Origin of the sequence: Pedobacter polaris, from assembly GCF_005116505.1 — a bacterium.
GTDB lineage: Bacteria > Bacteroidota > Bacteroidia > Sphingobacteriales > Sphingobacteriaceae > Pedobacter > Pedobacter polaris.
Genome location: NZ_SWBR01000002.1, coordinates 408509 through 434858, shown reverse-complemented (window position 1 = coordinate 434858; position 26350 = coordinate 408509). Strand labels below are relative to the sequence as shown.

Here is a 26350-nt window from a genome sequence, read left to right as displayed (position 1 = left end):
CCTTCTTATTATGGAATTAAATCCACAGAATTTCTCATTACACCGCACCTCTCTACACGCCGTCCACAGTTTTATAAGTATTTATTTCTCAGTAAATTCTTTCTTTGTTTCCGAAATAAAATATTTGATTTGGTTTTTATAAGTAGGTTTATCAGTATAGATAATGTTGTCTATTTTCCAGCCATTCTCATTAATAAGTTGAACTTTAGTTTCCCAAATTACTGCTGGATATATTTTACCCTCACTCTCGGCCTCGCTAGCCTCAATTTCTACAATAGCTTCCGCAGTGTTTCCTGTTATGGCTATTTTCTTTACCTTTTGTTTAGTTCCATCAAGTACACCTGTAAAAGTTAAGTCTTCCATAGTTCTAGGCTTGTCAGTAGGATGATCACTTCTTAGTATTCGTTCAGCATCAGCTTTAGCCATTCCAATTGCTTCGTTAAGCAGGTTTCTTAAATCAGTTGAATATATTGCTGTTGAAGTAAAATCATAGTCTTTAAAGAGGCTGTCTATTTTCGAATTGATTTCATTTTCAGCTGATGTCTTGTTGTTTACATTACAACTGCTAAAAAATAATAGCATGCTTAGGTAGAAAAATATTTGTTTCATCATATGTTTTTAGAAACAGAGTTGACAAACCGTATGCCATCATAAATTTAACATTACATAGCATGCACGAATTAGTATTCACAAACAATAAAATCTAATCTTAAAAAAGTTCATATAAATTTTTTATTCTGAATAAATAAACGTTAATTAGACATTTATTAATTTCTTGTATGAACGAAGCACAATATGTAATTGGCGTAGATTATGGAACAGACTCTGTACGTTCGGTAATTGTAGATACCGCTAATGGGAACGAAATCTCATCTTCAGTATTCTTTTATCCCAGGTGGCAAAAAGGTTTATATTGTAATCCTGCTCAAAATCAATTCAGGCAACATCCATTAGATTATATCGAAGGTTTAACCCATACCATTAAAGATTGTATATCAAAAGCAGGTGGCTCTCCTATCGCACAGCTAGTTAAAGGTATTTCTGTAGACACAACAGGTTCTAGTCCGGTTGCCGTTGATGAAAGAGGCGTTCCTTTGGCTTTACATCAAGATTTTGAAAGCAACCCAAATGCCATGTTTGTGCTTTGGAAAGATCATACAGCTGTAGGTGAAGCCTTGGAAATCAATAACCATGCAACAAAATTCAGTATCAATTATTTAAAATATGTTGGTGGCACTTATTCATCTGAGTGGTTTTGGGCTAAATTATTACATGTTTTACGTGTAGATAAAGAGGTTAGAAAAGCTACAAGTTCATGGGTTGAGCATTGTGATTGGATTCCTTTCTTATTAACTGGCGGAACTGATGTTACAGCTATGAAACGTAGTCGTTGCGCCGCTGGTCATAAAGCATTATGGGCTGAAGAATTTGATGGACTACCTCCAGAAACATTTTTCAGTAAGTTAGATCCTCTTTTAAAAGGTTATAGAGAAAAATTATTTAAAGATACTTACACATCAGATGTAGTTGCAGGGAATTTAAGTACGGAATGGGCAGAACAGCTTGGCTTAAGCACTGATGTAGTAATTGGTGTAGGTGCTTTTGATGCCCATATGGGCGCTGTAGGTGGTCAGATTGAACCTTATTACTTGAGTAAAGTAATGGGAACGAGTACTTGTGATATTCTAGTTGCTCCAAACAAAGATATGGATGGCAAATTGATTAAAGGGATTTGCGGACAGGTTAATGGCTCTGTTATTCCGAATATGGCTGGTTTAGAAGCTGGCCAATCTGCTTTTGGTGATACTTATGCTTGGTTTAAAAACTTAATAAGTTGGCCATTAAATCATTTGCTAACAGAAAGTTCATTAATAGATAATTCAACTGCCATTGCACTTAAAGAAGAAATAGAAGGAAAGATTATCGCAACTTTAAGTAAACAAGCAGCAGAATTACCAGATGATGATAATGCTGAACTTGCTTTAGATTGGTTAAACGGCAGAAGAACTCCAGATGCCAATCAGGAATTAAAAGGTGCAATTAAAGGACTAAGTTTAGGCACTGATGCGCCCAGAGTTTTTAGAGCATTGGCCGAAGCAACCTGTTTTGGTGCTAAAAACATAGTAGATAGATTTAAAGATGAAGGAGTTCCTGTTAAAGGGATTATAGGCATTGGTGGTGTGGCCAAAAAATCACCATACATTATGCAAATGATGGCCGATGTGCTGGAAATGCCTATACGTATTCACCGTTTTGAGCATACCTGTGCTTTAGGTGCGGCAATGTTTGCTGCGGTTGCTGCTAGCATCTATCCTACTATTGAAATAGCTATGGATAAAATGGGGACTGGTTTTGAAAAAGAATACAAGCCTAATGCTAAAAAAAGAAAACTGTACCGCGAACATTACGAACAATATTTAGGCTTAGGCAGGTATATTGAAAAATATAATAAAAGAGATGTAAAACCTTATCAATCATGAGTTATCAAGATATAAAGGAACAAGCTTACGAAGCCAATATGCAATTGCCTAAATTGAATTTGGTACTTTTTACTTTTGGTAATGTAAGTGCGGCAGATCAAACTAAAGGAGTTTTTGCCATTAAACCAAGTGGTGTTCCTTATGAGCAACTTACTGTAGATAAAATGGTTGTAGTAGATTTTGACTCAAATATCATTGAAGGTAATTTAAGGCCATCATCAGACACCAAAACGCATGCTGTTTTGTATAAAAATTGGAAAGAAATTAGCGGAATAGTGCACACACACTCTACTTATGCTACCTCATGGGCGCAGGCGCAATTACCAATTCCTATTTACGGAACTACACATGCAGACCATTTAACAACTGACATACCTTGTGCGCCACCAATGGCAGATGAAATGATAAAAGGTAATTATGAATATGAAACAGGTTTTCAAATCATTAATCATTTTGCAGCATTAGGTTTAAGTTATAAAGAGGTAGAAATGATTTTGGTAGGCAACCACGCTCCTTTTACCTGGGGAAAAACAGCCGATAAAGCCGTTTACAATAGTGCAGTTTTAGAATATACGGCACAAATGGCATTGTTAACACAGCAAATTAATCCAAATGCACCAAGGTTAAAGGATTCGCTGATTAAAAAGCATTATGACCGTAAACATGGTGTTGATGCTTATTACGGACAGGAATAAGTAAGAATAAAGATAAAAGAACAAAGAGTAAGGATAAAAAAGCTGAAAGACTAAAGCAGAAAGACTAACGCAGCAATAATCTGTGTAATCATATAATCAGTGTAATCATCCGCGAAGCGAAAAAACAAATAACCAATAAAAAATATAATGATTGATTTAAAGAAATTTCAAGTTTGGTTCATTACCGGAACCCAACATTTATACGGAGAAGAAACACTAAAACAAGTAGCAGAACATGCTCAACAAGTTGCAAATTCATTAAATAATAATTCTAATATTTCTGTTTCTGTTGTTTACAAACCCATAGTAAAAACTCCAGATGAGATTTTTGAAACTTTACAACAAGCAAATATAGATGAAAACTGTATTGGGGTAATTACTTGGATGCATACCTTCTCTCCTGCTAAGATGTGGATTAGAGGATTAAACATTCTTCAAAAACCACTATTACATTTGCATACACAGTTTAATCGTGACATTCCTTGGGATACGATTGATATGGATTTCATGAACTTAAACCAAAGTGCACATGGTGATAGAGAGTTTGGTTTCATGGTTTCGCGTATGCGTAAAGATAGAAAAGTTGTTGTTGGCCATTGGCAAGATGAAGAAGTTGCAAAACAAGTTGATACTTGGTGCCGAGCTGCTGCTGGATGGAACGATTGGCAAGGTGCAAAATTTGCTCGTTTTGGAGACAACATGCGCTATGTTGCCGTTACTGATGGTGATAAAGTAGAAGCTGAAATGAAATTTGGTTTCTCTGTAAATACTTACGGAATTGGTGATTTAGTTGCAATCATTAACAGTACACCTGATGAGGATGTAAAAAAGTTAGTTGCTGAGTATGAAGCAAGCTACTACATGGCTGATGAGCTAAAAACTGGTGGTGCAAAACATTCTTCTGTATATGAAGCAGCTAAAATTGAAATTGGCTTAAGGAAATTTCTAGTTGATGGAAACTTTAAAGGTTTCTCTGATACTTTTGAAGATTTACATGGAATGATCCAATTACCAGGTATTGCTGCTCAACGTTTAATGGCAGATGGCTACGGTTTTGCTGGTGAAGGTGATTGGAAAACTGCAGCGCTAGTACGGGCTTGTAAAGTAATGGGTGCTGGCTTACCTGGTGGAAATGCTTTTATGGAAGATTATACCTATCATTTCGACCCTCAAAATTCGATGGTATTAGGTTCGCATATGCTAGAAATTGATGCTTCGTTGGCTAAAGGAAAGGCTAACCTAGAAGTTCACCCATTAGGAATTGGTGGTAAAGAAGATCCGGCTCGTTTGGTATTTAATGTAGCTGGTGGAAATGCTTTAAATGCATCTTTAATTGATATGGGTAATCGTTTCCGTCTATTAATTAATGAAGTACAAGCAGTTGAAGTTGAAAATGAATTACCGAATTTGCCAGTCGCAAGGGTATTATGGAAGCCACTGCCAGATATGAAAACAGGGTGTGCGGCCTGGATTTATGCTGGTGGTGCGCACCATACTGTTTATAGTCAAAATTTAACTACTGCACATTTGCTAGATTTTGCTAATATTGCTGGACTAGAATACATTAACATTGGAGCAGATACTAAATTGAACCAATTTAGAAACGAGCTTCATTGGAATGAAGTTTTTTACAAATAAAATAATTAAACCCTAACCAAATAAACACAAATTTATGAACAGTTTTTCTGCGATAGATTATGGAGTATTTATCTTCTATTTTATCTTAATTTCTGGATACGGCTACTGGATCTACAGTCGTAAAAAGAACAAATCAGTATCTGGTAGTCACGATTTCTTTTTAGCAGAAGGATCGCTAACCTGGTGGGCTATTGGTGCATCTTTAATTGCATCAAATATTTCTGCAGAGCAATTTATTGGAATGAGCGGCCAAGGCTTTACCGTAGGTATTGCTGTTGCAGCTTATGAATGGCTTGCTGCAATTGCTTTAATTATTGTAGCCGTGTGGTTTATACCAATTTACTTAAAGAATAAGATTTTTACCATGCCTCAATTCTTGCAGACTCGATATAATGAGACCGTAAGTTTAATTATGGCTATTTTCTGGTTATTCTTATACATTTTCGTAAATCTTACTTCCATTTTATATTTAGGTGCTATTGCTATTAGTAGCATGGTTAATCCAGATTACTTTGGTATTGTAATGTTAGGTCTAGCGGTTTTTGCCTTAATTATTACACTTGGTGGCATGAAGGTAATTGGCTATACAGATGTAATTCAGGTAGTGGTACTTATTATTGGCGGTTTAGCAACAACTTATATTGCGCTAACAATGGTGAGTGATCATTTTGGAATGGGTAAAGATGCAATTGCTGGTTTTAAAATGTTAATGAAAGACTCACCAGATCACTTTAAAATGATCTTAGCTAAACCTGATGCAAATTCATCTCAAGAATATGTAAACAAATACTTAGCCTTACCTGGTATCGCAATGTATTTTGCAGGTCAGTGGATTGTGAACTTAAACTATTGGGGCTGTAATCAATACATTACACAAAGAGCTTTGGGTGCTGATTTAAAAACTGCAAGAACAGGGATCTTATTCGCTGGTTTCTTGAAATTAGGTATGCCGATTATTGTAATGTTACCAGGTATTGCAGCTTATGTATTGCATAAAAACGGTGCACTACAAGCTGAAATGGCACCAAATGGTAAATTAGTTGCAGATAATGCCTATTCAGCAATCTTAACATTTTTACCAACTGGTTTAAAAGGACTTTCACTAGCTGCCCTAACTGCTGCAATCGTAGCATCTTTAGCTGGTAAGGCGAATAGTATTTCAACTATTTTTACACTTGATATCTATAAAAAATACATCAACAAAACTGCTGATGATAAAAAATTAGTTGTTGTTGGTAGAATAGCAATCCTTGTGGCGATTATTATTTCAATTGCTTTAACATGGAAAGATTTACTGGGTATTGGTGGTGAAGGTGGTTTTACATTCATTCAAAAATATACTGGTTTCATTAGTCCAGGAGTATTTGCAATGTTTATTTTAGGTATGTTCTGGAAAAGAACTACTGGAGCAGCTGCAATAGCAGGTTTATTAACTGGTTTTATCTTGTCTGTTGTATTTAACAATTATGCTCCTAGCTGGTTCGGTCATGAAACATTTCTGTATACAGCTTTCATCAATAAAGATGGTGTTTACGAAATTCCATTCTTAATTTGTATGGGCTTATCTTTCGGTTTTACCATGCTGGTTATGGTGGTAATGAGTTTAGCTGGACCAAAAGTTAATCCAAAAGCTTTTGAAATCGATAAATCGATGTTTAAAGTGCCAGCTTCTACAATGGCTTTAATTGTAATTACCCTTCTAGTAATAACCTTAATCTACGTTAGGTTCTGGTAAAAAAGTTCTAATCATGTTAAAGGCGATAATCTTAGTGGTTATCGCCTTTTTTGTTGAAACTAAGTTGGTCTGGATTTGCGATCCAGATTTTCTAATTTGAGGATTTGAAATCCTAAGCTATTTAAGTCGAGATTGCAAATCTCGACTAACAAGATTTAATTTGTAGCTGCTGAAGTAAGTTGGTCTGGATTTGCAATCCAGACCTTTCTAATTAAGGATTTATAATCCTCACCTATATTAATCGAGATAACAAATCTCGACTAACACACGTCTTAATCTTCCATTTTTACCATTGCTTTAATTACACCATTTTTAGGGTCTAGCCAACTTGTAAACTCATCTTTTACCTCTTCAAATTGAACTTGGTGTGTAATGTAATTTGTAGGATTAACCAAACCGGCTTTCATAGATTTAATTACATGTTCAAAATCTTGAATGGTTGCATTTCTGCTACTCATCAAAGTAGATTCGCGCTTGTGGAATTCTGGATGATTGAAAATTAAATCACCCTTTTGTAACCCGATTAAAACAAACCTAGCACCATGTGCCATATAGTTTATGGCATTATTAATTGCTTTTTGATTTCCTGTGGCATCTATAACAACTGTTGGCATATCGCCATTTGTAATTTCAGCAAGCTGTTCGACTACATCTGTATCTAAAGCATTAATAACATAATCAACCTTTAATTTATCCTTGCAAAATGCTAATCTATTATTGTTTATATCCAAAGCAATCACCTTCGCTCCTGCTATTCTGGCAAATTCCATTGTACCTAAACCAATTGGTCCGGCACCTATAACCAAAACGAATTCGCCTTCTTGAACTTCTGCTCTACGAACACCATGTGCTCCAATGGCTAAAGGTTCTACTAAAGCTAGTTCATCATAACTTAAGTTTTCGCCATGCAATAAGGTGCTAGCCGGTACCGAAAGGTATTCACGCATTCCCCCATCGATGTGTACACCACAAACTTGCATTTTAACACAGCAGTTTGGTTTGTTCATTCTGCAAGCAATACACTCACCACAATTAAAGTATGGAATAAAAGTTACTTTCTCACCAACTTTAAAATTGTCATTACCATCTATTGCCACTAATTCGCCAGAAAGCTCGTGACCTAAAACCCTAGGGTAATTGAAAAATGGCTGTGTACCTTCAAATGCATGTAAATCTGTACCACAGATACCAATGCGCTTAATTTTAATAATAGCTTGACCTTTTTGTAGTTGAGGTTTTTCAGTTGTTGAGTATTCGAAGTTTCCGGGAGTTGTGCAGGTTAGGGTTTTCATTGGTATTGATTGTTTATATTGTTGAATTGCTTTATTGTTGGGAAGACTGAAAATTGCAAACTGAAAACTAATTATGCGTTCGCCAGTGCTCTATCTAAATGCACATAACCACCATCCACATGAATAATTTGTCCAGTGGTATGACTTGATTTATCAGACATTAAAAACGCAGCCATATTAGCTATTTCTTCTGCAGTTGTCATTCTATTTTCAAATGGAATTTTTGCCGTAATTTCATTTAGTTTTTCTTGGGCATTTGGTAAAGTATCTATCCAAGTTTCATAAGCTGGTGTCCAACATTCGGCAACCATAATTGCATTTACACGAATTCCGTATTTTAATAATTCTACTGCCCACTCTCTAGTTAATGCATTTCTACCCCCATTTGCTGCAGCATAAGCAGAAGTATTTCCTTGTCCAGTTTCTCCAGTTTTAGAAGTGATGTTAACAATAGCGCCTTTAGATTTAATTAATTCTGGTAAAGCATAGTGTGCCATTAAGTAATAATGAACAACATTTTTATGCAATGACGACATAAAGTCTTCATAATTCCCATTTTCAAGCCCTACACCGTCATTAACCCCTGCATTATTTACAAGACCATCAATTTTTCCGAACTGCGCTACAATCGCTTTAATTACTGCTTCGCAATCTTCTGGTTTTGCTAGCTCTGCTACAAACTGGAAAGCTTTGCCTCCACTGGTGTTAATTGCATCTGTAACTTTTAAATTATCGGCTTCTTTACGACCAACAACCACAGCAATTGCATCTTCCTTAGCAAATAACTCTGCCATTGCTTTACCAATGCCTTTGGCGGCACCAGTAATGATGATTACTTTATCTTTTAAGTTTAAATTCATTTTTAGTTTTTTATGTTTTAACCACAGATTTCACAGATAGACACAGATTTTTGTTATTCAGCATCTGTGTTTATCCTTTTCATCTGTGGTTTATTATTATTTAAGCATATTAATAATGTCAGTTCTTCTGGATTCTGGTATAACTTTCAAGCTTTCTACTTTTCCATCTTTCAAAACTCCCTCAACCGTTGTTTGATAAGGTGCATGAAGTTTAAAATGTACATCCCAGGCTTTTGGCCAAGCAGGAAATAGTAAAATTTTATTCCCATCACATTGCATTAACATTTCCTGTAAGCCAATCATTCCAGACCCGCCCCAATTATGGTCTGGTGTCCAATCGTATCCTGGCCCCCAAAAAGCTGGAAACCTTCTACCAGAATCTCTTAATTTTAAAGTGGTTAATCTTGCTGCATCTTCTGTTAAACCTAATCTAGCTGCAAAAATATTGTCTTGTTTCCACCCAATGTGACTTCTGAATTTCAAAACATCAGCATCTAACTGATAAGTGTTAATTGCTGTGTCTAATCCAGGTTTGCCAACTCCATAAATTCCCCAAGGAAAGACAGGGTACAATTGTGGACTTTCGGTATTGTTTATCCTTTCCCAAACTTTAGCCGGAGAAATGGTTGGTTTCCCGTTAAACTCACGGAAACTAATTGGAGGAATGGTATTTAACATTGCTTGCCAATTCTTCCTTTGTTGTTCAGAGGCTGATTTTAATACTAACAATCTTTGCAATACAGTTTTTAAGCCAGCAATGGTTGAAGTGGCATTATAGGCCATCTTATAGGTTTCTGCGGCAGAACCTGGATATAAAACCAAATGACCGTTTGCATCTAGGGCTTTTGTCCCTCTTTGTTTAGCTAAATAGGTATAATGTTCTCTGAAAAAAGTTAAGCTACTTTCTATCAATGGTATATATTTTTCAATGTTCTCTCCATTATAACGTTCTGTCTCCAAAATCATCGTACAAAACTCCAGCACCGTATCCCATTCATATTCTAACCAGGCATTGTATTCCATTCCCTTGTTAAAATCTGCTGGGCGTTTCCATCCATATTCTGCAGGATTTGGTAAACCAAAATTTTCTATTTGCTCTGTAAAACTCGCCCCTTTATGTCCCCAAGCGGCCTCTGTTCTTATTTCGGCATTTTTTAAAATATTCAGGTAAAAATCGAATTGTGGCTTCATCGATTCAAAATCCCCACTTTTGAGCATTGGCCAATAAACCAAACGTTGATTTTGTGCAGCATGTGTTCCGCCACCCCAGTTTCTAAAATCAGGTGTGTATTTTAAGGAGGTATCAGTTAATTGCGGATCGAAAGTAAACAGTCCACCATTAAATTTGGTTGGTGATAAACCATAAGCATTTGCTCCTAGCATGTATCTAAACAATTGGTAGTTTTTACCAACCTGATTTGCTAGTGTATCTAATGAATTTATATGAATGAAACTTTTATTCCAATAATTATTCCACCATTTTTTAGTTTCGGCAAATGACTTGGTTGCATTGTATTTTTGATTTTCAGTTAGGCTGTTATCTTGGCTGCTCTTTAATAGAATAGCTATCTGATTTGATTTGGAAGGTTTGACACTTTTGATTGTCCAGCCTTTAAATGGTGTATTTAAATATTGACCTGTATAATTTCCTGCTGCAACCATCTGCTCTCCGTGCATTACTCCGCCAAACTTTAAGTTTTTTAAGGGGTTAAACAAAGTGGATTTATAGTTTTCTAAACCTTGTTGTTTAACTACTACATCGAAAACGGTTTCATCTTTGTTTTGGTGAGAAAATTCAATTTTATTGCCGTTGAAACCAATCTCATCTTTAAGAGTTTTAACAACTCCTTGAGGAGCCCATTTATAAGAATTCTGGTTATTTTCTTTGCCTTTAGTTATTCTATCTTCAAAACGCCAACTTTCATAACTAGCTTCAACAACTACTTTATGATTTGATTTAACTTCAAGATTTACAATAGGTTTAAAAACGTCTACCCAAATATTTACTTGAGCATTAAGCTTACCATTAACACCAATGATTTGAACATATCCATCTTTTAAAATCAGCTCTTGTTTAAAATTCTTTCCTTCGAATGGATTGGGATTTAACTTCAATTTTACCCTTCCTAATTTTAATAAGGTATTGTTCTCATCAAATGTTCCACTACGTGAGAGATAAAGATAAACTTCTCCTTTTTCTACCCAAACATTTACACCAATATCACCACCACCAACAGGCATAGATTCTGATGAGTTTTTGCTTTGGCTGATCCAAACTACATTGTTATTTAAAAGTTCTGTTTGTTGTGCACCAGCATTATTATTTAACCATAGAGAAATGAAGAGCACAGAGAGCATTTTTAACCGCAAAGAAGCAAAGGGCGCAAAGAAAGATTTTAGTGCCTGGGTTATAAACCATATAAGGCATTTAAGAACATATAAGTTCTTAAATTTCCAAATTAGTGTTCTTTGTGGCTTTGTGGCTAATCTCATTTTAATAATCCCAATTATCAGTTCTAAACGATGAAACTGGTAACCCATCATTACCAAACAAATCTCCAATTACGAAGTCTTTAAAAGCATAACGAACAGCAACAGGAGCTTTTACATCTGTAGAAGTAACTGCAACACTACTTCCTGTAATTTTAGCCGTAGCAGGATAAAACTTCTTATCGGCTCCAGCTATTTCAAATAAAGTTAGTTCTTTGCCAAAGGAAGTTAAGCCGTTTTGGACATTTTGAAACTTCAGCACTGCTTTATCTTTATCTATTGTTACAGATTCGTAATTAGGACTTGCAAAACCAAAACCTTTTAAGCCATAAGTTTGGGCCAAAGCTAAATAAGCCAATCTTTCTCCACCCTCTTTTTTATGTGCCGGATGGATATTTTTATCTTCGCCTATATCCATTAAAACAGCCATGCCGCTATTGGCAATTTTAGCTAACGATTTTCTTTGTGCATCTCTTAAAAAAGCAGAATTTGACTTAGGATTATTGATAATTGGAATGTATTTAAAAGGAGCTATTTGTGCGTAGAAGAAAGGAAATTCGCCATTACCCCAGGCTTTTCTCCAATTGTTTACCATTGCTGGAAATAAATCCTCATATCTATCTGGATTTCCTACATTAGACTCTCCTTGGTACCATATTGCACCTTTAATACCATAACCAATTACAGGATGGAGCATTCCGTTGTATAAAGTTGTGGGCGTTCTACTCGCTTCCTTAATCGTATCTGTTGGTATTGGGATTTTAACCTCTGGGAAAGCTTTTAAATCATCGGATGACATCCAGGCTTCTATAGTAGAGCCGCCATAGCTATCATTAATTAAGCCGATAGGTACGTTTAGCATCTCGTTTAATAGTGACCCAAAGTAATAAGCGGTAGCACTGAAGTTTGAAACTGCTTCTGGGCCTGCTATTTTCCAATCTGATGGTTTACTATTTTCTTGTCTAGTTGTAATTGAAGAACGTGGTACGGTATACAGTCTAATATTCTGGTTTTTAGATTTCAGAATAGTCTCGTTTGAACCTAAAATTGGTTGACTTTTGAAACCTTTCATTGGCATTTCCATATTAGATTGACCACCGCAGAACCAGACCTCCCCTATTAAAATATCTCTTAAAACCAATAATTCGCCATCATTTAGGCTAATTTCAAATGGTCCACCAGCTTTAGGGGTTGATACTTTGATTTTGAATTTTCCTGAGGCATCAGCAGACACTGTATACAGTTTTTTATTCCAAGAAGTAATGATTTTAACACTACTTGCTGGTTTTGCCCAACCCCATATTGCAACATTACTTTGTTGCTGTAAAACCATATGATCAGTAAAAATTGATGCAGGTTTAACTGTTGCATTTGCACCAAAGCCAACAAAGCAGGCTAGTATTGCTAAAAATGTTTTTAAATTATTCATCATATTAAATTATCTACTTAATGGTAACCAAACCGACATTTCTGAGTGACCTCTATTTCCCCAGGCAAAATACGGAACTAATTTGATTGGTGTGGTTTCGTTAGTTCTTGAAATTGGATGATAAAGTGTATTTGCCCAGTCTGTTTTTGCGCTTAATTTCGCTGTACCTTCTAAACTCATCATTTGTGTGCCATCAATTGTAATTGGCATTGCTTTCAAAACAATAGAAGAAGGAATTATAGCATTAAAAATGCTTTTACCTTGAAAATCATTCGATTCCAGACAGTAAACAATTGGCCCATGTTTTACCGCTACTTGGTTTCTGTTCTCTTCTACTAGTGGATTTGCCTCAATCAATTGGGCCTTCATGGGTAAGACTAATTCAATTACATCGCCAACTTTCCAAGTTCTATTCAGCTCTGCGTATCTACCTGGAGGAAGTTGAAGAAGTTGCAATTTGCCGTTGATACTTATTTCGGCCTCTAAAGCCCAACCTGGAATTCTAAAAAACATCGAATAAGCTTTCTCACTCGTTTCATTTACTGTAACCTTAATATTTCCATCCCAAGGATAATTGGTTACTTCTGTGAGGTTAATTTTAGATCCATCAGCCAATTTAGTATTTACCTTATTGCCACCATATAAATTAAACCAAATGCCTTTATCAGATATACTATAAGCATAATTACTTACCTCGGCAATGGTACGCACCACATTCGGTGGACAACAATTGGATAAGCCAATATAAGGCACACGATCTTTGCTCCAACGTTGTTTGAAGGGTAAATTATCGCTTTGTGCCAAAGGGTTGGTGTATAAAAAGTTTTTGCCATTAAGGCTGATGCCAGATAAAACGCTGTTATGCAATGCCAATTCCATTACATCAGCATATTTTGCATCACCGGTTAATTGCAACATTCTCCAGTTCCAAAGCACATTGCCAATATTTGCACATGTTTCATTGTGAGCAGTAAAGTTTGGTAACTGATAATCTCTACCAAAGGCCTGATGAATTTTTTGTACTTCAGTTGGGTTATAAGAAGTACCGTCGGGCGATGTACCATCATATAAAGAGCCTAATCCGCCAGTAACATACATTTTGTGGCTATTTACATCATTCCACATCAAGTTTAAAGACTTTATTAAACTATCGTTTCCGGTTTCTGAATATAAATCCGCTACGCCAGCATACAGATAACTTGCTCTAACAGCGTGACCAGTAGCTTTTTTCTGTTGAAGAAACGGAATTCTATCTTGGTTATCGTCTGTTCCATCTTCTATTTTGCCTTTAATAGCGATGAGATGTTTTGCTAGTTCTAAATATCTAGGTTCTTTTGTGGTGCGATACATTTCTATTGTGCCCATATAATGAGATGGACAAATTGCATTTCTGGCTAATGTTGGCGATGCGGTTTTATAGAAATTGTATAAATATTCAGTTGCTTTTTTTGCTACGTTTAGTAAGGTTGTTTTTCCAGTAGCACGATAGTGTACACAAGCAGCCGTCATTAAATGCCCGATATTGTAGGCTTCGAAACTTAACCTATCTTGAAATTGATTTTTTGAACCTGTTTTACGTTGCTCTATCATTGCTTTGGTGTAGATATAACCATCTTCACGCTGTGATTTAGCAATAACTGTAATTGCTTTGTCCATCATTTCATTCAATTTCGGATTGCCTGTAGAAGCATACAAACTTGCCATCGCTTCTAAGGTTTTGTAATAATCTCCATCATGAAAAGAAGGTCCTTTGTGGCTTCCTGTGTCTAATCCAGCAGCAATTTCAAAGTTTTTAAAGGCATGACTTGTCTTAGAGTCGTTGTAAATTGTCCACATATTTGGCACCATTGTTTCGGTAGCTACTTTAAAGCGGTCGGCCCAAAAACCTTGTGTCCAGGTTACATCCTTCATATCTAGACTTTTTAATTTAGCGTATGGACTATTGCTATTGTTGGTTAAGGCGTTTTGTTGCGCTTTCGAGGAGTTTAAAGCTAGAGAGAATAAAGCGATTAGTCCGAAAGTCCGAAAGTCGGGAAGACGAAAAATCGAATAACAAACCTTTGCGGTCTTTGTGTCTTTGCGGTAAAAATAAAGAAGTCCGAAAGTCCGAAAGACTGAAAGCTCGTAATTTATATTTAGTTTTTTCATCATTATTTCTCTTCAATTTTAAGGGTAACTGGCCCGAATAAACCAGCGGGATTTAATGGTTTTCCACCTAAACGAAAAGGTGCAGTAGTAATTGTAATTCGTTTATCAACAGGTAATTTGCTATCTCCAATTAAACGATTAGCCCAAGTATTTATGATCTGTATTTCTATCTGGTTTTCGCCTTGTTTTAAAGCTTTGCTTATTTCTAATTCGAAAGGTGCTGTCCATAAAGTACCGCAATCAATTCCATTTATTTTCACTTCAGCGATGCTTGAGAAAGCGCCTAAATCTATCCAAACTTTATCTTTGTTTTTACTTTCAAAGTTGAATGTTTTGGTATAGGTTGCTGTGCCAGAGTAATACTTTATAGCGCTATCTGCATTTAATGTCCAATCGGTTAAAGTTTTAAATTCAACAGGAGAAGATGGACCACCATAAGATGGATTGAACGTGACCTGCCAAGATTTAGAGATATCTATACCAGTATTTATAGTTATTTCTCCTTTTGCAGCTTTCAATTGTTTTTCCGCACTTTCTGAGTAAAAAGAATAAACTTCAGGTGTATCTAATATGATAAAAACAGATTGATTTGGATACAGATTTAAACTCAAGCTTGTTCCTGAAAAGTAATTGTTAACTCTGTGTGCTCTGGAATAAGTGTTGCTTACAGCATCGTATATTTGAACTGATTTTTTACCATTTCTTAAGGTTAAATAAAGTTCTCTTTTTTTATTTTCCTGATTTGATATAAAGTAGATTTCCTTCTCATTTTCTTGTCTATGTGTATATGCTATATTTTTTGCTGAAGGCATTGGGGTATCCGTTTCTTCAATTTTTTCTCTAACATCTAAATCTTTTCCTAAACCTAACTTATTGAGGTTTTCACTATAATATGGGGCCTTCGCAATCATTCCAAGCCCAATTTTTTTAATGAAATTGCTCTTAAGATTATCATCCCAAATTTGATTAACTAAACCATTAAACTCAACATCACTAACTTTTTGGAGTCCAATTTGATATAAAGGCTTTTCTCCAACAATAACAGTAGCCCCTGCTTTTACCAATTCACCCAATTTCTTAACAGTTGCATAGCTCATGTATTGGTAATTTGGGTTCATTTTCATATCTCCAGGAATAACCAAAACCTTATATGATGCACCACTTGCAAAAACAACTTCTTTATTTTTAACTGTTGCAGTACTTAAAACATCTGGATTAAAACTATCGTAAGCATAACCTCTCAATGGGTTTACCCAATTCTCTGGGTCGGCCATATTTGCTGAATGTGAAACACCGGATGGAATTGACCTTAAAGGTTCGCCTACATTAGCTAATCTTTTGCGTTCAGCTTCTACTACCTCTTTACCAAAAAGACCTGGTAAAGTTGAAACTAACCTATCTGGTAGAACCGAACGTCGAGGCAATTCTTCTCCTGTAAAAACAGCTATATCAACTACTGGTTTACCTTGTTGCAATAATTCTTGCGTTCTTGTTGCATAATCTATCCAAGTTTTTCCAGCTTTCCACCAAGTTTGGTCACGTTGAAAGTATAAACCAACACCATCTAAAGTCATTCCTGGCTTTCTATCCATCCAAGGATTATGTGTAAAAACGTGATAAGACAACTTGTTGATGCCCAAAGCATAGTTTCTGTCTTGCAAAGTTTTCATATTCATCGGACTTTCATTCCAGTCCATTCTAACCGTTGTAAAAGCTTCTGCTTGAATAATGTTCTTCCCATAGATATGAGCACCAGAAATGGCATCTAACATGTCATTTGGCTTATCGTGAGTTGGACTGTTTAACCAAAATTCGCCCATTGGTACATCTACGGTTTTATAATGCAATAAACCATCACTCATCATTGTTGGCGCAATGCTTTCTGCGGTAAACGTTACTCCTTTTTCTTTGGCTAAAGCCGCTAAGGTTTTGTAAAACTGGTCGACAACCAATTCTGAAATAGTCTTTCTCACATCATATAAAAAGCTTTCAGAAACTGATGCGCTTTGCACTGGCAATCCAGTCATAATTGGAAGATATGGGGTTAAATCATATCCTCTGCGTTTTAAAAACTCTGCTTTAAAATTACTAGACCAATTCTGACTCCCACATTCCCAGCTATCTACGTGGAAAATGCTTAAAACTTTTGAAGCTATTTCTGGTCCACCATGTTTTAAGGCTTCTCCGTACCATTTATTAAATTGTAGCTTAACTGCTGTCGGATTAAATTTATCACACTCTAGCCCTGCTCCAGCACCACCAGTGGCATTTGTTTGCCCGGTTGAGGTATGCCCAATTCTTAAGATTGTCCAATTACCTTTTGGAGCTTTCCAATCTAAACTGCCATCTGCTTTTAATTTTCCAGTTAGGTTAATCATTTTATTTAATGGTACACATAAATTGCTTGGTAATTGCTCATTTGTAGTTCTTTTACTGATGCGCCAAATTGAGCCATTTTTACCTTCAAACTGATTAATTTGTGCTTCAGCGAACAATTCAAGGTTTACTAATTTTAAGGATGGTTTCCATTTTGCGGCATCTAGATCTTCTGAACCAGGTTCAGAACCGGTTTTATCGTAAACAAAACGGAAAAACTTAGCTGTAGTTGGAACAATTGAATGTGTTACATCTTCATCTGTATCTTGCCAACCATGTCTTGGTGGTTCTAACCTGCCAATAGAACGGAAGGTTTTACCATCATTACTTACTTCTATTTTTAATCGCTGTGCTTGGTAGTTATTGCCACTTACTTTAATCTTAACTGTGCGACAAGTAAAAGGCTTTTCAAATTCATACTGGATATAAAGCGGTTCACTTGAGCCAAAGTTTTGTTTGTTACCTGGTCTGATTAATCCACTTGCATCTGCTCCATTACTTGCTGTAATTTTAGGGATAATGGTTTGAGTAGATTGATCTGTTCCTATCGGTGATGGATAAGCATAAACTGCAATATCTTTATAATAATCATCCTTTGTTTCTGGTTGAGGTAACTTAATCTTAGTATTTGAATTATTGATAGTTATCTTTGATGAAACTACCTTTTGCATGGACAATTCTGGAGTAATCCAAGGCCCGCCAGCAAGGGCAAAACCATCACTAACATGCATCCCTAATTTCAAATCCAATCGTTTGGCCTCATCCATTGCAAACTTTACCATCTCCCACCATTCGGGCGTCAATTGCTCTACCGGTTTTTCATATAATGATGGGTTTGAAGATTTACTACCTTTTATGGTCATTAGATATGCACCACCAATTCCATTGGCTTTCATTGCTTCTAAATCTGCTGTAATACCTTTTTTAGAAATACCTGATTGTACCCAATACCAGAAAACCCAAGGCTTAGCATTCTCGTTTTGTTGCGCATTAAGCTGAAAGCTAAAAGCACAAAGCAGAAAGAACAAGAAGATTTTACTAAACATTGGTTTCATTTTATTAATTTATTTAACCGCAAAGAGCGCAGAGAACGCAAAGCTATTTTGATTTCCCTCTTTGCGTTCTTCGTTTCTTTGGGGTTATTTTTTTATTATTTATGGGCAATTTTATAACCTTTTAGACCGAAATATAGGATGACCAAAAAGCAAACTAAGGGAATGCTATAACCAATCTGCACATTTTCTTTATTACTATCCATTAGAGCACCCATAGCGAGAGGAACAACAGCACCACCTACAATAGACATAATTAACCAAGAAGAGCCAGGTTTAGTATCGTCACCAATGCCATCAATACCAAGACCAAATATGGTTGGAAACATAATTGACATAAAAAAACCTAATCCACCAAGCGCATAAGCCATTATATCGCCCTTACCGAAAACTGCAATTAAACAAAGTATAATGGCAATTAAAGAATAGGTAGAAAGTAATTTATTAGGTGAAATAAATCTTAATAAGGCTGTTCCTACAAAACGACCTACTGTAAATAATACTCCATAAGCAATTAGATAATTGCCTGCTGTCTCTTTATCAAATCCAGCACCTTGTTGCATTGCAAAAATAAAAGAACTAGTTACACATACCTGTGCACCAACATAAAAAAACTGAGCAACTACTGCCCACTTTAGATGTTTATGTCTCAAAGCACCTAAAAAACTTCCTTTTGCTTCTCCATCAATACTTTTGGTTTTAATTTCAGGAAAATGGATAAAACAAAAAATAATTGCAATAATGATCAATACGCTACCTAAAATTATATAGGGCAATTTAACAGATGCAGCTTCTTCTAAAAAGTAGGCTAAACTTTCTGATTTTGGCATCGCATTAAGTTCTTCGGTTGTAAATGATTTATCAGATAATATAAAACGAGTGCCGATGTAAGCGGCAACTGCTGCTGCCAAACCATTAAATGAAGCTGCAAGATTAAGTCTGAATGTAGCTTTTTTGGGATCTCCCAACACAGCTGCATAAGGATTTGCTGTAGTCTCTAAAATTGTCAAACCACATCCAATAATGAATAATGCAGTTAAGAATGTAATATAAGATAAGGAATTAGCTGCTGGAACAAAAAGAAAGGCCCCAACTGCAAAGGCTACCAAACCTGCAATCATACTTTTTTTATACCCCCATTTCTTTAAAATCATTCCAGCAGGTATTGCCATTATGAAATAAGCAAAGAAGATTGAAAAATCAATAAACATTGATTCAATAAAGTTAAGATTACAAGCTTTTTTTAGATGGGGAATTAAACTAGAATCTAAATTGTGAGCCATCCCCCAAAGGAAAAATAGACTGACAACAAAAATGAAAGGAACTAGAAATTTCTTGCTTGAAGTTCCTTCTTCTACAACAACTTCGGTTTGATTACTATGGTTCATATTTTGGTTTTAATTACCCCTAAACCCCCTAAGGGACTTAAAGTTTGGTTATAATTTATAGTGTATTAGTTCATTGGTGTCATATTAGTTCAGCTGTATCATTGGTTCATTAAGTTTGGCATATCCTAAATGAACTAGTGAACAAATGAACTATTTTTTCTTAACTACTAAAAGATGGTCGCATACTAAAACGACTTCTCCGTGTTGGTTGATAATTTCTACATGTTCTGTTACTGTTCCGTATTCTGGTTTTTTAGCTTCAGCTTTGTCTGAGATTGTTACTTCAGAATGAATGGTATCGCCAATAAAAACAGGTTTTACAAAACGCAATTTATCATAACCTTTAGACATTGCTTCAGGATTAATCTCTGATGCTGTTAAGCCAATTCCTATGCTAAAAATCATTGTTCCGTGAGCTATACGTTGCTTAAATGGTTGTGTTGCGCACCATTCTGCATCCATATGATGAGGAAAAAAATCACCTGTATGACCGGCGTGAACCACAAAATCAGTTTCTGTAATGGTACGACCCAAGGTTATACGTTTGTCGTTTAAAAGGTAATCTTCAAAAAATGTTGATTTGAAATACATTGTTTCTTTTTTTTATTTGTCAGTCTGAGCCTGTCGAAGACTCTTGTTCAAAAAATTCCTTCGACAAGCTCAGGATGACATTTTTTGATTATTATTCATCTATTTTAATTGTCGTCATTGCGAGTCCGATTTTTCATCGGGCGAAGCAATCTTTCCTGTAAGATAGATTGCTTCACTCCCACGCTTTGCCTTTGCTTCAGTTCGCAATGACGCTTATTTATTATTTTAATTGTTCACTCACTTTTACTCCGCCATTATCACTGGACTGATAAGCACTTTCTACCACTGCCATTGTATTAATTACATCTTCTACACTGGTATTTAATATTTTATCTGAACCTTCGTTATATCTCATTAAATTAGACATTGTGCCAATAAATGCTTCTGGAAACCAAGAACCTTCCAATTTTACAGTTTGCCATTCGGGCGATTTACCTTCTTCTATAATACAATACTCAAAAACATCAGGTACTCCGTGAGGATAATCCATCAATAAACCTATTTTAGCTACAATTGCTCCTTTTGTCCCCTCCCATTTGATATAACTTTCTTGGTGTTTTGCACCGAAATCATGATCGTGATTGGTATTAATTACTGCGTGTAAAGTATCTCCATAATCGAATAGTATTGTACTACGCGATGATGATAAATTCTTGGCTGGATGTTTTAATGTCTTCGCCAATACGCTTTCTGGATTACCCAAAAACGAACGAATTAAATCGATATAATGAATACTGTGGTATTGAATTTCTAGTCTAGGATGTATGATTACGTGAGGAAAAATCTCCCATGGTGTTTTAATCGTTACACGAACTTCCATGTCGTATAACTCGCCAATTAAACCAGCATCTATTAGGTATTTTGCTGTACTTACAAATGGTGCATAACGCAATTGAAAGTTGATTGCTGCCTTAAAATTTTTCTCTCTACATAACGTTAAAATCTCTTTTGCCTGGTTAAAATCATCACCCATCGGCTTCTGAATTAAAACCGCACTTCCATCTGGTAGTTGTTTTAATGTCTCCAAATATTGCTCTGGCATTATGGTTAAATCATAAACCACATTTGCAGGAGCTAGTTGTGCCGCTTCGGCAACAGAATTATAAACGTTGGGGATATTGAATTGAGCAGCTACTTTTTCTGCTCTTTCTTTTGTTCTGTTAACAATGCCGTGAACTTTGAAACCTGCTATTTTATAGGCTGGCAAATGTGCATCTGTCACAATTCCACCAGCACCAATAATAATTATAGGTTGCTCAGTTACTGGAAGTTCAGGTTTATATTTTATATCAATACTCATTTTTCTAATTCATTAATCTTTTGCTGAGCTAGCACAATCAATTTCTCTGTTGGCTCAATGGTGTTAATCGCAGATAAAACCATCTCATCGATTACTGATGCAATTGCCGCCCAGTTTTTCTTTTGCGGCAACATATTCGCCACTGCGTGTAAAGTATCTAATTTATGGTAATATGGAATAATCTTATTAATCTCTGCATCATTCCAACTAGAAATTCTACAACCAATTCCACCTTCTAAAGTTAAAAGTTTATCGTTTTCCTGATTGGTTACAAAACGAAGAAAATCATAAGCTACTTCTTTATTTTTACTTCCCTTTCCAATGGTATAAAGCCAATACACGTTCAGCGATGCTGATATTTGGTCGACAGCAGAAGGTAAAACATCTACATAAATTTTGCCTTTCACTTTTGAATTTGCATCAACTTCGCACATTGCGGCAAAACCAAACCAGTTGATCATCATCGCAGCTTCACCGTTCATAAAAGCTAAACCAGCAGCAACAGAATCAAATTGATCAGAACCTGGATGAACGGCATTTTTATCTTTCACAATGTTTCTGTAAAAGTTTAATCCTTCAACAGAAGCTTTTGTATTGATATCAATAAAACCATTTTTGTCGACTAAACTTCCTCCTCTGGTCCATAATTGCAAACAATAATCGAAAACCGTATTGTGACCATCTGGATAACAGGCAAAAATGCTTCCATATAAATTATCCGCAGGACGATTGAAAAACTCCGCAATTTGCGTAAAGTCTTCCCACGTTTGTGGCACCCTTAAATTTTTACCGTATTGAACTAAATAATCAGCTTGTTCTTTTTGGCTTTCGAAAAGGTCTTTTCTATAGATTAAACATTCTGGACCATCGTGAAATGGCAATCCGACAATTTTACCATCAAAATTTTGTAAACCCAATAATGATTTGCTCCATCCATGAGGAAAGTTTACTGGCGGATTTTTTTCAATGTTATCATTTAAAACTTCAAAGGCATCGTTTACAAAACCCTCATAAATCCAATCTGTATTGATATGTGCTACATCAAATTCTCCATCAGCCAATCCGTTGTTAGTTAAGGTTCTTTCGTGGAGTTCGTGTAAATCCATCACTACCATATCCAATTTCAATTCACATCCAGATTGTAGGCAATATTTATCCCAAAATTTCTGCATTGCAGATTCAAATGGAGCAAATTTGCGTACCGCAATTCTAAATGTTTCTTGTGGATTATGCACTTGCGATAAATTTTAGATTAAACTCTTTAATGATTTTTTCATTATCCTGGCCCAACTTAGGCGAACCTTTTGATGAAGTTAATAATTCTCCATCAATACGAATAGGACAACGGGTAGTTTCGTATTTATAACCATCGATCATTTCTACTTCTTGTACCATATCTAAAACCTTAAATCCGTCATGAGCCATTAATTGCTCCCAGTTTAAAACATCAGCACACCAAATATCTGCTGGTTCTAACTTAGAAAGCCATTTTTCAGTTGTTCCGGTTAACAAGTGTTTAGCTAAAATTGCTTTAATCTCATCACGTTTATCGAATGCCTCTTTAATATCCGTATAACTCAACATCGCTTCACATTCCAATAACTTTCCTAAAACAGGGATTGAACCCATTGCCAAAGCCAAATACCCATTTTCTGTTTGATAAATTCCATAAGGTGCTCCTAAATAAGCATTTGCATTGTTTTTTACTGAACGCTCAGGTAAAGCACCGCCGTCATTCAAATAAGTTGTAATAGTCTCGAACTGAAAATCATAAGCAGATTCCATCATACTTACTTGCACCAAACCACCTTCATTTGTAATTGCTTTGCGATATAAACAAGCTAGTAATCCTTGCGCTAGATGAGCTCCCGTTAGCATATCAATAATAGATAAACCCATTGCTACCGGGCCACTATCGGCATTGCCTGTTAGCGAGGTTAAACCTGTAATTGACTGTAAAAGCAAATCCTGACCAGGTTTATTTCGCCATTCACTTTCTTCATTGCCAAAGCCAGAAATCTCACCATAAATAATAGATGAATTAATGCTTGAAACGGACTGGTAATCAAAACCTAATCTTTCCATTACGCCCGGGCGGAAATTATGGATCATTACATCTGCTCTTTTTAGCAGTTCACGAACCATATCACAATCTTCTTCATTTTTCAAGTCTACTTCAAAACTCTCTTTATTTCTATTGATGGCGTGAAAAACTGATGATTCACCATTCATTACCAAATTAGAAGTGTACAAAGTGCGACAAATATCTCCCAAACCTAAACGCTCTATTTTAATTACACGAGCACCCATATCTGCCAAACGCAAACTTGCAGATGGGCCAGAAAGGAACTGACTAAAATCTATAACTAAATAATCTTCAAGAGGACGCATATTTTTATTTTTTTAAACTCGTCATGCTGAATTCATTTCAGCACCTTTCCTGCTATACAGACCCTGAAATAAATTCAGGGTGACGGTTAGATTTCTAATTTAATTTAAACTCTTTATTAATTTCAACATTGTGATGTCCTAAAACTGGAGCAGGTTTAGCTGCATATAACTTAATACCATCCAATCTAATTGGGCTAGCGGTTGTTTTTATGTTTTTGCCTTCCCCTAGATTCAATTGTTGTTCAATTTTCAAGTTCTTGTAAACATCTAAGTTTGTTGCTTCTTTATAATTTAAAACAGCAGCGCACCAAATTCCATTACTCTCCAATAAACCAAGCCAATGTTCTCTATTTTGATGTTTAAAGGTTTCTCCCAATCTTAATATCAACTGGTCACGATTTTTAAATGCTGAATTCGCATCTATGTATAAATCAGAAATATCACAACCTATTATTGAACAGATCAATTTTAAATCACCCATGGCTAATGCAATGTGTCCGTTTTTAGTTCTGTACATTCCGTAAGGTGCGCTTAAATAAGCGTGGGCGCTTCCTTTTACAGCACTGCGTTCTGGTAATTTTCCGCCATCATTTAAATAAGTAGTAAGTACTTCAAACTGAACATCTAAAATTGATTCTAACAAGCTAACTTCAACTAAAACACTTTTATCTGTTTTGGCTCTTTTGATTAATGCCGCCATTAAACCTTGCGCCAAATGGTTGCCACACATGATATCAGAAACTGATAAACCAAATGGAACTGGTCCATCAATATCACTGCCAGACAAATATGTTAAGCCAGAAACAGATTGTACTAGCAAATCTTGACCAGGTTTATTTGCCCAAGGGCCTTTTTCGCCATAACCAGTTACAAGTCCATAAATAATTTTAGAGTTGATTTGTTGCACTGAAGTATAATCTAAACCAATTTTCTCCATCACTCCCGGTCTAAAATTATGAATCATGATATCTGCCTTGCTAATTAACTTCTTCAACCGCATCAAATCATCAGCATTTTTTAAATCTGCAGCATAGCTTTCTTTATTTCTGTTGATGGTATGAAAAAGCAAACTATCATTATCTACAAAAAGATTTTTGATAGCTAATTGCCTGCAAGCATCTCCTGTTTTTGGTCTTTCAATTTTGATCACCCTTGCACCTAAATCTGCTAACCTTAGTCCAGCAGATGGCCCTGCCAAAAATTGACAAAACTCTAAAACCAAAACTCCTTCTAACGGTCTTCTCATGCTAATGTTAAGGTTTTAGATTCTTGATATAGTTTATTTAAATCTGCTAAAACCTGATATTCATCTCCACCTTGCATTAAATAATTTCTTACAACATCACCAGCATGGTCTTGAAAAGACATTGAGCCATGGTAACGTGGGCGAAGAAATGCTCTTTGTAAAGCTGGTAAAGTATTCAAATAATAATTCTGACTTTGTCTGTTCACTTCTTTGTTTTTCCAAGCCGACAAATGCCCTGGTTGACCGCCACTTTCAAAATACAAACTTGATTGACAAGCTTCTGAACCTACATATTTAGCATATTCGACTGCGATTGCTAAGTTTTCACATTTAGAAGAAATTGCCAAACCTGTTCCACCAAGTGTGCTTCTCAAATTGGTTTTGCCATCTAAAGAAATCATATCGTGAAAGTGTAAGGGCTTGCGAGCATAACCATTTCTTGAGTAATTTGAATAACCATAAGCAAATGGACAATATGCAATTTCATCACTCTGTGTCATTGCTTCATACACCTGAATTGGGTTTCTATTAAAATTTGCAACATCAATTTTTAATGCCAATTGGAGGTACATTTTTAAAGCTTTAACGCCAATTTCCGGAGAAATTACAATATCATCTGCTTGACAAGGATCTTCTCCTAGTGAGCAACACAACGTATAAAAATTCATTAAAACATCAATTGGAATGGCTGCAAAAGCAACTAAACCTTTATCTGCTAATGCTAATAAATCCTCAAAAGATTTGGGTAAAGACAATCCCTTTTCGGCCAAAATATCTGGTCTACTAGACGCTACGGGAGTTGCTGCATCTATCGGCAATGCCCATTGATGGTTATTAAAATTATAACTCTCATAAGAGGCACCAACTGAATTTACTTCTTGGTCTTTTAAATAATCGGCTGGCAAATATTCATCCAATGGGATAATTGATTTTGTTTTTGAAGCAAAACCAGCCCAAGGATGGTCAATAACCAATAAATCAAATCGCTCTGCTAATTCTTGGATAGAAAAATCTGCAAATTGCTGTAAACTTCTCTTTTCCCAAGTAATCTGAACATTAGGATTTAGCTCAGAAAATCGCTGCGCAGTTGCTACCATTGGCAGTAAGCCACGACTATGGTTCCAAGTAATTCCTTTTAAAATTATATTCTTACTCACTGTCTAATTTTTTTAACACATAGGCACATAGAAAACATAGGTTGTTTGCAGCTATTTCTATATGTACTATGTTTCTATGTGG

General features: G+C 35.7%; 18 protein-coding genes. 4 read left to right on the top strand and 14 right to left on the bottom strand.

From position 1 onward, the window contains the following. Window positions 1-81: 81 nt before the first annotated feature. Window positions 82-612: a hypothetical protein gene (locus FA048_RS08070; protein WP_136839723.1), complete on the bottom strand. Its 531-nt coding sequence runs from the start codon at window positions 610-612 to the stop codon at window positions 82-84. A 167-nt stretch (window positions 613-779) separates the two neighbouring features. On the opposite strand from FA048_RS08070, the gene FA048_RS08065 reads away from it, so the two are divergent. From FA048_RS08065 to FA048_RS08050, 4 genes are all read left to right on the top strand, one after another. Further along, entirely contained in the window at window positions 780-2480 is a 1701-nt protein-coding gene (locus FA048_RS08065) for a ribulokinase (RefSeq protein ID WP_136839722.1), read from the top strand. Next, entirely contained in the window at window positions 2477-3175 is a 699-nt protein-coding gene (locus tag FA048_RS08060; RefSeq protein WP_205943455.1) for an L-ribulose-5-phosphate 4-epimerase, read from the top strand. The genes FA048_RS08065 and FA048_RS08060 overlap by 4 nt, the downstream gene beginning before the upstream one ends. 147 nt (window positions 3176-3322) lie before the next feature. Beyond that, complete coding sequence (araA, locus tag FA048_RS08055) at window positions 3323-4813, top strand: L-arabinose isomerase (protein ID WP_136839720.1); 1491 nt, start codon at window positions 3323-3325, stop codon at window positions 4811-4813. Between the two features lie 34 nt (window positions 4814-4847). Then, complete coding sequence (locus FA048_RS08050) at window positions 4848-6548, top strand: sodium:solute symporter family transporter (RefSeq protein WP_136839719.1); 1701 nt, start codon at window positions 4848-4850, stop codon at window positions 6546-6548. Window positions 6549-6820: 272 nt separating this feature from the next. Here the strand turns inward: FA048_RS08050 and FA048_RS08045 are convergent, their stop codons facing one another. The 13 genes from FA048_RS08045 to FA048_RS07985 all read right to left on the bottom strand — a co-directional run bounded on the left by FA048_RS08045 (window position 6821) and on the right by FA048_RS07985 (window position 26268). Then, entirely contained in the window at window positions 6821-7840 is a 1020-nt protein-coding gene (locus FA048_RS08045) for a zinc-binding alcohol dehydrogenase family protein (RefSeq protein ID WP_136839718.1), read from the bottom strand. Window positions 7841-7911: 71 nt separating this feature from the next. Next, the gene (locus tag FA048_RS08040) at window positions 7912-8700 is read right to left on the bottom strand and encodes an L-fucose dehydrogenase (RefSeq protein WP_136839717.1); all 789 of its coding nucleotides are present in this window, start codon (window positions 8698-8700) and stop codon (window positions 7912-7914) included. Window positions 8701-8796: 96 nt separating this feature from the next. Then, the gene (locus FA048_RS08035) at window positions 8797-11058 is read right to left on the bottom strand and encodes a DUF5703 domain-containing protein (RefSeq protein ID WP_136839716.1); all 2262 of its coding nucleotides are present in this window, start codon (window positions 11056-11058) and stop codon (window positions 8797-8799) included. A 136-nt stretch (window positions 11059-11194) separates the two neighbouring features. Continuing rightward, a complete protein-coding gene (locus FA048_RS08030; RefSeq protein WP_136839715.1) occupies window positions 11195-12622 on the bottom strand; it encodes a sialate O-acetylesterase in 1428 nt (475 codons plus the stop codon). 6 nt (window positions 12623-12628) lie between these two features. Next, window positions 12629-14629 (bottom strand): aceric acid hydrolase, encoded by a 2001-nt coding sequence (locus tag FA048_RS08025; RefSeq protein ID WP_449421251.1) that lies wholly within the window; start codon window positions 14627-14629, stop codon window positions 12629-12631. Between the two features lie 140 nt (window positions 14630-14769). Beyond that, a complete protein-coding gene (locus tag FA048_RS08020; protein WP_136839714.1) occupies window positions 14770-18189 on the bottom strand; it encodes a glycosyl hydrolase in 3420 nt (1139 codons plus the stop codon). Between the two features lie 104 nt (window positions 18190-18293). After that, a complete protein-coding gene (gene fucP / locus FA048_RS08015) occupies window positions 18294-19583 on the bottom strand; it encodes an L-fucose:H+ symporter permease (protein ID WP_136839713.1) in 1290 nt (429 codons plus the stop codon). A 150-nt stretch (window positions 19584-19733) separates the two neighbouring features. Continuing rightward, entirely contained in the window at window positions 19734-20174 is a 441-nt protein-coding gene (locus FA048_RS08010; protein ID WP_136839712.1) for a MaoC/PaaZ C-terminal domain-containing protein, read from the bottom strand. A 220-nt stretch (window positions 20175-20394) separates the two neighbouring features. Beyond that, on the bottom strand, window positions 20395-21474 hold the full coding sequence (locus tag FA048_RS08005) for a Gfo/Idh/MocA family protein (RefSeq protein WP_136839711.1): 1080 nt from the start codon (window positions 21472-21474) through the stop codon (window positions 20395-20397). Further along, on the bottom strand, window positions 21471-22709 hold the full coding sequence (locus FA048_RS08000; RefSeq protein WP_225872514.1) for an extracellular solute-binding protein: 1239 nt from the start codon (window positions 22707-22709) through the stop codon (window positions 21471-21473). The genes FA048_RS08005 and FA048_RS08000 overlap by 4 nt, the downstream gene beginning before the upstream one ends. After that, window positions 22702-23865 (bottom strand): CaiB/BaiF CoA transferase family protein, encoded by a 1164-nt coding sequence (locus FA048_RS07995; protein WP_136839710.1) that lies wholly within the window; start codon window positions 23863-23865, stop codon window positions 22702-22704. Before FA048_RS07995 ends, FA048_RS08000 begins: the two co-directional genes overlap by 8 nt. Window positions 23866-23959: 94 nt before the next feature. Further along, a complete protein-coding gene (locus tag FA048_RS07990) occupies window positions 23960-25111 on the bottom strand; it encodes a CaiB/BaiF CoA transferase family protein (RefSeq protein WP_136839709.1) in 1152 nt (383 codons plus the stop codon). Next, on the bottom strand, window positions 25108-26268 hold the full coding sequence (locus tag FA048_RS07985) for an ABC transporter substrate-binding protein (RefSeq protein ID WP_136839708.1): 1161 nt from the start codon (window positions 26266-26268) through the stop codon (window positions 25108-25110). Before FA048_RS07985 ends, FA048_RS07990 begins: the two co-directional genes overlap by 4 nt. Between the last annotated feature and the right edge of the window lie 82 nt (window positions 26269-26350).

Coding starts and splice junctions, on each gene's coding strand:
- FA048_RS08070 (WP_136839723.1), bottom strand. CDS start 612: ATGATGAAACAAATATTTTTCTACCTAAGCATGCTATTATTTTTTAGC.
- FA048_RS08065 (WP_136839722.1), top strand. CDS start 780: ATGAACGAAGCACAATATGTAATTGGCGTAGATTATGGAACAGACTCT.
- FA048_RS08060 (WP_205943455.1), top strand. CDS start 2,477: ATGAGTTATCAAGATATAAAGGAACAAGCTTACGAAGCCAATATGCAA.
- araA (WP_136839720.1), top strand. CDS start 3,323: ATGATTGATTTAAAGAAATTTCAAGTTTGGTTCATTACCGGAACCCAA.
- FA048_RS08050 (WP_136839719.1), top strand. CDS start 4,848: ATGAACAGTTTTTCTGCGATAGATTATGGAGTATTTATCTTCTATTTT.
- FA048_RS08045 (WP_136839718.1), bottom strand. CDS start 7,840: ATGAAAACCCTAACCTGCACAACTCCCGGAAACTTCGAATACTCAACA.
- FA048_RS08040 (WP_136839717.1), bottom strand. CDS start 8,700: ATGAATTTAAACTTAAAAGATAAAGTAATCATCATTACTGGTGCCGCC.
- FA048_RS08035 (WP_136839716.1), bottom strand. CDS start 11,058: ATGCTCTCTGTGCTCTTCATTTCTCTATGGTTAAATAATAATGCTGGT.
- FA048_RS08030 (WP_136839715.1), bottom strand. CDS start 12,622: ATGATGAATAATTTAAAAACATTTTTAGCAATACTAGCCTGCTTTGTT.
- FA048_RS08020 (WP_136839714.1), bottom strand. CDS start 18,189: ATGTTTAGTAAAATCTTCTTGTTCTTTCTGCTTTGTGCTTTTAGCTTT.
- fucP (WP_136839713.1), bottom strand. CDS start 19,583: ATGAACCATAGTAATCAAACCGAAGTTGTTGTAGAAGAAGGAACTTCA.
- FA048_RS08010 (WP_136839712.1), bottom strand. CDS start 20,174: ATGTATTTCAAATCAACATTTTTTGAAGATTACCTTTTAAACGACAAA.
- FA048_RS08005 (WP_136839711.1), bottom strand. CDS start 21,474: ATGAGTATTGATATAAAATATAAACCTGAACTTCCAGTAACTGAGCAA.
- FA048_RS07995 (WP_136839710.1), bottom strand. CDS start 23,865: ATGCGTCCTCTTGAAGATTATTTAGTTATAGATTTTAGTCAGTTCCTT.
- FA048_RS07990 (WP_136839709.1), bottom strand. CDS start 25,111: ATGAGAAGACCGTTAGAAGGAGTTTTGGTTTTAGAGTTTTGTCAATTT.